The organism is uncultured Campylobacter sp. (assembly GCF_938045225.1).
Taxonomy (GTDB): Bacteria; Campylobacterota; Campylobacteria; order Campylobacterales; family Campylobacteraceae; genus Campylobacter_A.
This window is the reverse complement of sequence record NZ_CALINL010000110.1, coordinates 1-1,653: the sequence shown is the minus strand read 5'-3', so window position 1 is coordinate 1,653 and position 1,653 is coordinate 1. Positions and strand designations below refer to the sequence as shown.

Below are 1,653 nucleotides of genomic sequence, written 5' to 3'. Positions count from 1 at the left end.
TTAACTCAAATCAACGAAAATTCAACTTTATCTAAATACAATTTGGCAAATTTAAAACTAAAATGGAGCGAAAATGAAACAAAAGCTTAGCAAAAATCAGTTTTTAGTCATCTCGCTCACGCTTTTTGCCATGTTTTTTGGTGCGGGGAACTTCATCTTTCCGCCAAATTTGGGGCGAGAGGCTGGGCAGAATTTTTACGTCGCAATTATGTTTTTCTGCGCTACGGCGGTGCTTTTGCCGGTGCTTGGCGTCGCAGCGATCGCTAGGGCAAAGGGGCTTCAAAGCCTAGTGCGCCGCATAGATCCCGTGTTTGCGGTGGTTTTTACCGCGCTTTTATATCTCACGATCGGGCCGCTTTTTGCGATACCTCGTGCGGCGAATATGCCTTTTGATATCGCTGTTAAGCCGTTTATTGCGGATGACAATTTGCAAATTTGGCTATTTTTCTACTCGGCGGCGTATTTTGCGTTAAATTATTACGTATGCATGAATCCATCAAAACTAGTCGATTTGCTAGGAAAATACCTCACTCCTATACTCTTGGCGCTTATTTTATTACTTTTTGGAGCTGGGTTTTTGTTCCCGATCGGGGAGTTTGTAGCTCCTAGCGGGGATTATGTGCAACACGCCGCAGCTAAAGGCTTTGTGGAGGGCTATCAGACTATGGATGCGCTAGCGTCGCTGGCGTTTGGTATCATCGTGATAAACGCTATCAGAACCGTGGGCGTGAAAGACGAGCGCCATCTGGTTTCATCAACGATAAAAGCTGGTATGACTGCAGGCGTGATTTTAATGGCGATTTATTTGATGCTAGGCTACCTTGGCGCGACGTCGGCGGAGCTTTTTAAAGATGCGCCGGAGATAAACGGAGCCGAACTGCTATCTCGCATTAGCGGTCATTACTTCGGTAAAGCGGGCGTTTTGGTGCTAGGCTCGGCGTTTTTCCTGGCTTGTATTACGACTACTCTAGGACTCATCAGCTCTGCTAGCGAGTACTTCGAGGAGCTAACTGGCGGACGCATCAAATACAAAATTTGGGTCATAGCGTGGTGCTTGATCGGTTTTGGCGTGGCGAATTTCGGCCTCACGACCATCATCAAGGGCTCGATCCCTGTGTTGGTAGCTATCTATCCTATCGCGATCATGCTCATCATCCTTTCACTCATCAATCCGCTGATTGACTCGAGCAAGCTTATTTATCGCACCTGCGTCTATGTTTGCGTGGTCGTCGGCACGATAAACGGCCTTGATATCGCGGGCGTCTCCGTGCCGCTAGTGACGAATCTAGTAAAGGCGATGCCGTTTTACGACTCAATGCTGGGCTGGATCGTGCCTAGCGCAGTCGCATTTGCGGTGACTTATATACTGCACCTTGTGCTAGAAAAGAGAGAAAATACTTTTTAATAGTTAGCGGCAAAGCGCCGAGCCCGTAAGAGCCCGGCTCGCCGTCAAATTCCACATATATTTAAATTTTATCAGACCTTCAAAATATTGCATAGTGCACACCTCAGATCTTGGTTTTTGAATTTTACTTTTGTATTTTTTTTATTTTAAATCTATTTTATAAATTTGAGTGGGAATTTTAGTAGCTCCGCCATGTTTATTAAATTTAATCTATATAAATCCATAAAAAATAAAATTTATCTTGTGTT

The 1,653-nt window shown here is 44.8% G+C and carries 1 protein-coding gene; it reads left to right on the top strand.

What is annotated here, in order from left to right:
• Positions 1-73: 73 nt before the first annotated feature.
• The gene (gene brnQ, locus Q0200_RS04440) at positions 74-1,405 is read left to right on the top strand and encodes a branched-chain amino acid transport system II carrier protein (protein WP_297938223.1); all 1,332 of its coding nucleotides are present in this window, start codon (positions 74-76) and stop codon (positions 1,403-1,405) included.
• Positions 1,406-1,653 lie beyond the last annotated feature (248 nt).

Excerpts from the sequence above, each read along its gene's own strand:
- brnQ (WP_297938223.1), top strand. The coding sequence starts at position 74 with ATGAAACAAAAGCTTAGCAAAAATCAGTTTTTAGTCATCTCGCTCACG.